General features: G+C 70.2%; 7 protein-coding genes. 6 read left to right on the top strand and 1 reads right to left on the bottom strand.

What is annotated here, in order from left to right:
- Positions 1–775, bottom strand: a 775-nt coding sequence (flgA, locus tag NS331_RS06785; RefSeq protein ID WP_058641248.1) for a flagellar basal body P-ring formation chaperone FlgA, incomplete at its 3' end; no start/stop codon positions are given.
- A 293-nt stretch (positions 776–1,068) separates the two neighbouring features.
- Here flgA and flgB point away from each other — a divergent pair.
- From flgB to flgG, 6 genes are all read left to right on the top strand, one after another.
- Positions 1,069–1,509, top strand: coding sequence for a flagellar basal body rod protein FlgB (gene flgB, locus NS331_RS06780; RefSeq protein WP_058641247.1), 441 nt, complete (start codon positions 1,069–1,071; stop codon positions 1,507–1,509).
- 149 nt (positions 1,510–1,658) lie between these two features.
- A complete protein-coding gene (gene flgC, locus NS331_RS06775; RefSeq protein ID WP_058641246.1) occupies positions 1,659–2,099 on the top strand; it encodes a flagellar basal body rod protein FlgC in 441 nt (146 codons plus the stop codon).
- A gap of 20 nt (positions 2,100–2,119) precedes the next feature.
- Positions 2,120–2,794, top strand: a complete 675-nt coding sequence (locus tag NS331_RS06770; RefSeq protein WP_058641245.1) for a flagellar hook assembly protein FlgD — start codon at positions 2,120–2,122, stop codon at positions 2,792–2,794.
- 13 nt (positions 2,795–2,807) lie between these two features.
- Positions 2,808–4,007, top strand: a complete 1,200-nt coding sequence (gene flgE, locus NS331_RS06765) for a flagellar hook protein FlgE (protein WP_058641244.1) — start codon at positions 2,808–2,810, stop codon at positions 4,005–4,007.
- A gap of 22 nt (positions 4,008–4,029) precedes the next feature.
- Complete coding sequence (locus NS331_RS06760) at positions 4,030–4,767, top strand: flagellar basal body rod protein FlgF (protein ID WP_058641243.1); 738 nt, start codon at positions 4,030–4,032, stop codon at positions 4,765–4,767.
- Between the two features lie 29 nt (positions 4,768–4,796).
- The gene (flgG, locus tag NS331_RS06755; protein WP_058641242.1) at positions 4,797–5,579 is read left to right on the top strand and encodes a flagellar basal-body rod protein FlgG; all 783 of its coding nucleotides are present in this window, start codon (positions 4,797–4,799) and stop codon (positions 5,577–5,579) included.
- Positions 5,580–5,663 lie beyond the last annotated feature (84 nt).

Here is a 5,663-nt window from a genome sequence, read left to right as displayed (position 1 = left end):
CGTGCGCGTGCTGGCCGGCGTCCACCACCTGGCCGGTGGCGATGCGGCCGTTGGGCATGCGCACCCGCACCGGCTCGCCGACGGCGCCGGCGCTGAGGGTCTGGCCTTCGGTGCTGACCTCGAAGCCCTGGCCGCCGGCCAGCACGCGCACGGCGGCGCCGGCCTGCATCACCTGCTGGGTGCGCACCATGGACTGGCGGATCGGCTGGCCGGCGGCCAGGCCGCGCGTGGCCACGCGGCCCACCCACTGGGCGGGGTCGGCGACCACGGGCGAGGCGTCGGCGGCCCAGTCGGCCTCGGCCTGGACGGCGTCGCCCGGCTTGAGCACCGCCCCGGGCGCCACGCCGTCGCGCAGCACCCAGGCCGGGCCGATGGCCTTGACGGTCACGGGCAGGAAGACGTTCCAGCGCACGGCACCGTCGATGCAGCGCAGGCCCAGGCGGGCGCGGCCCCACAGGCGCTGGCCGGGCGGCATGTAGGGCTCGACGCTGGCGCAGGGCGCCAGGCGCAGCCGGCTGTCCAGCGTGCCGATGCTGACTTCCATGCGCAGCGGCGCCATGTCGGTGCCGGCGGCGCCGCGGCCCTGGGCCACGGCGTCGTCCACCCAGTGCTGCGCGGCCGCGACGAAGTCGGGGCCGATGTCGCCGGTGGTGCCGGGCAGCGTGGCGGCGCCGGCAGGCGCCTGGGCGAAGGCCGGCGCGGCGCTGGCCGCCAGGGCCAGGCCGAGGGCGGAGGCCAGGCGGATCGGAAGGGACGGACGCGGAGGCTGTGACATGGCGTGACGGCGTAGGTCGGCCGGGGGCCGGAAGAAGACGGAGCGCCGGGCGCAGCGGCATCGGCCACCACGCACGGCGGGGATGGCGGGCCGACGACGGCCGCAACACCCCGGGATGCGCCGCACTGTAGACAGCGGGGCCCGCCGCCAAAGCCGGGAACAGGCCGGGAAAGCCGCCTTTGTTCCAGCCATCCCGACCGGGGGTGCCGACCCACAATTTCCGCACGGTGGCGTTTGCCCCCCTGCAGGGGCGGCGCCAGTCCTCCATCCACCCGCAGCACCCAGGAACGCGCATGCTCGACAAGCTGACCCAATCGCTGGACTTCCACAGCCAGGCGTTGACGCTGCGCGCCGAACGCCAGCGGGTCATCGCCGGCAACATCGCCAATGCGGACACGCCGGGCTACTCGGCGCGCGAGCTGGATTTCGCCGCTGCGCTGGCCGAGGCCACCGACGCCAGCCGGGCCGCCAGCGTCACCGGCAGCCCGGCCCAGGCCGCCCGCGCCGACGACGGCCGCAGCAACGGCCGGCACATCGCCCTGGCGCCGCGCACCAGCGACGCCGGCAGCAGCCTGGCCTACACCGCCCAGGTGCAGCCCGCCATGGACGGCAACAGCGTCGACCTGGACCGCGAGCGCGCCGCCTTCGCCGACAACGCCGTGCGCTTCGAGGCCACGCTGCGCTTCCTGGGCGGCCAGAGCAAGACCTTGATGTCCGCGATAACCGGGCAATGACATGGAACACCCCCAGTCTCCGCGCTTCGCGCTCCGCCACCCCCTCGAGGGGGCGCACCCAGCGGCCTGGCAAAGCCAGTTCCGCGGGTGCCCGCGCATGGCCTGCTCCGCGGCCTCTCGGTCGTCTCCTAATTAGAGAGTCGTCATCCATGTCCATGTTCTCCATCTTCGGCATCTCCGGCAGCGCGGTGAGCGCGCAGTCGCAGCGCCTGAACGTGGTGGCCAGCAACCTGGCCAACGTCGACGCCACGGCCGGGCCGGACGGCAAGTCGTACAAGGCGCGGCAGGTGGTCTTCCAGACCGTGGACCTGGCCGCCGCCGACCCCGACGCCGACCCGACCGCCGCCGGCAAGACCTATTCCGCCGGCGTGCGCGTAGACGCCGTCACCGAGCGGCAGGACCCCGGCCGGCGCGTGCACGAGCCCGGCAACCCGCTGGCCGACGGCGAGGGCTACGTGACCTATTCCAACGTGAACGCGGTGGAGGAGATGGTCAACATGATCTCGGCCTCGCGCTCCTACCAGAACAACGTCGAAGTGATGAACACGGCCAAGAACCTGCTGCTCAAGACGCTGCAGCTGGGCACCTGAGCCGCACCAGGACCGCACCGATGAGCACCGTCACCGCCCCCACCTCCACCTCTTCCACGGCGGCCGCCGCGGCCCCGGCGAGCAGCGGCTCGTCGCTGGCCACCACCTCGGCCGCCGACATGCAGGACCGCTTCCTGAAGCTGCTGGTCGCCCAGCTGAGCAACCAGGATCCGATGAACCCGATGGACAACGCGCAGCTGACCTCGCAGATCGCGCAGATCAACACCGTCACCGGCATCGAGAAGCTCAACACCACCCTGGGCAGCATGTCCACGCAGAGCAGCACCATGCAGCGCCTGCAGGCCAGCGCCGTGGTGGGCAAGAACGTGCTGACCGAGGGCAACATCCTCTCCTACAGCAGCGACGGCAAGACCGCCATGGGCGCCCTCAACCTCGACGCCCCGGCCACCGAGGTGACGGTCAAGGTGATGAACGCGGCCGGCCAGGTGATCGACGTCAAGTCGCTGGGCCCGCAGGCCGCCGGCCAGCACGACATCCGCCTGGACGCCACCGGCTACCCCAGCAGCGAAGAGCTGACCTTCTCGGTCACCGCCACCAACAAGGGCGCCGACGTGGGCAGCAAGGCGCTGATGTACGACAGCGTCGTCTCGGTCAACACCACCGGCACCGACCTCAGCCTCAACCTCAGCCGCAACGGCAACAAGCCGTACTCCGCCATCTACTCGATTCTCTGAACAGGAGCCTTCCATGAGCTTTCAGCAGGCCATCGCCGGACTCAACGCCGCCAGCCGCAGCCTCGACGTGATCGGGCACAACATCGCCAACGCCGGCACCACGGCCATGAAGTCCTCGCGCGTGGAATTCGCCGAGGTGTACGCGGCGGCCGCCTCGGGCAGCAACAGCGTCAGCGGCGGCATGGGCGTCACGGTGAGCAAGGTCGCCCAGCAGTTCAGCCAGGGCAACATCAACTCCACCAACAACGCGCTGGACCTGGCCATCAACGGCAACGGCTTCTTCCAGCTGACCATGCCCGACGGCGCCCGCGCCTTCACCCGCGCCGGCAACTTCAAGAAGGATGCCCAGGGCTTCATCGTCACCAACAACGGCGCCAACCTGATGGGCTACCCGACCGACACGGCCGGCAAGCGCACCAGCTCGACGCTGCAGGCGCTGTCGGTGCCCACCGGCACCGTGCCGGCCAAGCAGACCACCACCATGACGGCCCGCGTCACGCTCGACGCCAAGGCCGCGGTGGCGACGGCCGCGGACGACCTGTCCAAGTACAGCACCTCGCTCACCGCCTACGACGCCCAGGGCCTGAAGACCGAAGTGGGCCTGTATTTCCAGAAGACGGCCAACAACGCCTGGAACGTCTACAGCAGCGTCAACGGCAGCGACCCGAAGAACTCCACGCCCTTCCAGATCACCTTCGACACGGCGGGCAACCTGATCTCCGGCGGCAAGCAGACCATGGTGCTGTCCTCGCCCAACGACCCCAACCAGAAGTTCAACGCCACGCTGGACCTGACCGAATTCAAGCAGGTGAACTCCAGCTTCACCGTCAACGACCTGCAGCAGGACGGCTACACCGCCGGCCAGCTGACCAACCTGTCGATCGACGACACCGGCACGCTGATGGCCACCTACTCCAACAACCAGACGCAGGCCGCCGGCCAGGTCGCGATGGTGGACTTCCGCAATCCGCAGGGCCTGGGCATCACCGACTCGGGCTACTGGTTCGAGACCACCGCCTCCGGCCAGCCGCTGGTGGGTGCGCCCGGCGAAGGCATCTTCGGCTCGATCCAGAGCAAGGCGCTGGAAGAGTCCAACGTCGACCTGACGGCCGCCCTGGTGGACATGATGACCACCCAGCGCGCCTACCAGGCCAACGCGCAGACCATCAAGACGCAGGACCAGGTCCTGTCGACGCTGGTCAACCTCCGCTGACGCACCCCGGGGCTGAGCACGCATGGACCGCCTGATCTACACCGCGATGACCGGCGCCAGCGCCGCGGCGCAGCGCCAGTCCGTGCTCGCGAACAACCTGGCCAACGCGGCCACGCCCGGCTTTCGCGCCGAGCTGGCCAACTTCCGCGCGGTGCCGCTGCGCGGCGACGGTGCCACCACCCGCGTGTTCGCGCTGGAGACCACCACCGGCTACGACAGCCGCCCGGGCGCGCTGCAGCGCACCGGCCGCGACCTGGACATGACCGCGCAGGGCAACGCCTGGTTCGCCGTGCAGGGCCTGGACGGCACCGAGGCCTACACCCGCAGCGGCTCCTTCCAGGTCTCGCCCGAGGGCACGCTGACCACCAGCGGCGGCCTGCAGGTGCTGTCGGACGGCGGGTCGCCGATCGACGTGCCGGCCGGCGCCAGCCTGAGCGTGGGCAGCGACGGCACGATCAGCGCCAAGCAGGACGGCCAGCCGGCCGCCGTGCTGGGCCGCATCAAGCTGGCGACCTCGGAGCTGCCGCTGGTGCGCGGCACCGACGGCCTGTTCCGGCCCGGCCAGGAAGGCGAGGTGCTGCCCGCCGACGCCACCGCCAAGCTGGAGACCGGCGCCCTGGAAGGCTCCAACGTGAACCCGGTGGGCACCATGGTCGGCATGATCGCCGCCGCCCGCCAGTTCGAGCAGCAGATGCGTCTGCTGCAGACCACCGAAAACTCCGACAAGTCCGCCGCTCAGCTGCTGAGCGTGCAGGGCTGACGTCCCACTTCCTCCGCAGGCACACCGCCATGATCAATTCCCTCTGGATCTCGAAGACCGGCATGGAGGCCCAGCAGACGCAGCTGGACGTCATCTCGCACAACCTGGCCAACGTGTCGACCACCGGCTACAAGCGGGCCAACGCGGTGTTCCAGGACCTGATGTACCAGAACCTGCGCCAGGTGGGCGCCAACGCCAACGAGCAGACGCAGCTGCCCACCGGCCTGCAGCTGGGCCTGGGCGTGCGCACCATCGCCACCAGCCGCGCCTTCTCGCAGGGCACGCTGCAGGGCACGACCAACCCGATGGACATGGCCATCAAGGGCAACGGCTTCTTCCAGGTGACCATGCCCGACGGCAGCACCGGCTACACCCGCGACGGCTCCTTCCAGGTGGATGCGCAGGGCCGCATCGTCACCTCCTCCGGCCTGCCGATCGCCAATGGCGTGACCATTCCGACCACGGCCACCAGCATCAGCGTGGCCACGGACGGCACCGTGACGGCCAGCATTCCCAACAACCCGGCGCCGCAGAACATCGGCTCCATCTCGCTGGTGCACTTCATCAACCCGGCCGGCCTGGAGCCGCGCGGCGACAACCTCTATGCCGAGACGGCGGCCTCGGGCCAGCCCAACGGCGGCACGCCGGGCACCAACGGCCTGGGCACCATCGTGCAGGGCATGCTGGAGACGTCCAACGTGAACGTGGTGACCGAACTGGTGTCCATGATCCAGACGCAGCGGGCCTACGAGATGAACTCGAAGGCGATCCAGACCAGCGACCAGATGCTCCAAAAGCTGGGTCAGCTATGAGCACCCCCGTTTCTTGCTCACTGCGTGTAGCCGAATCCCCCCTCAAGGGGGCGCACCCAGCGGCCCGGCAAAGCCGGTTCCGCG

Source organism: Pseudacidovorax intermedius (assembly GCF_001476815.1).
Taxonomy (GTDB): domain Bacteria; phylum Pseudomonadota; class Gammaproteobacteria; order Burkholderiales; family Burkholderiaceae_C; genus Xenophilus; species Xenophilus intermedius_A.
The sequence above is the reverse complement of the archived record's forward strand: the minus strand, read 5'-3'. Positions and strand labels throughout refer to the sequence as shown.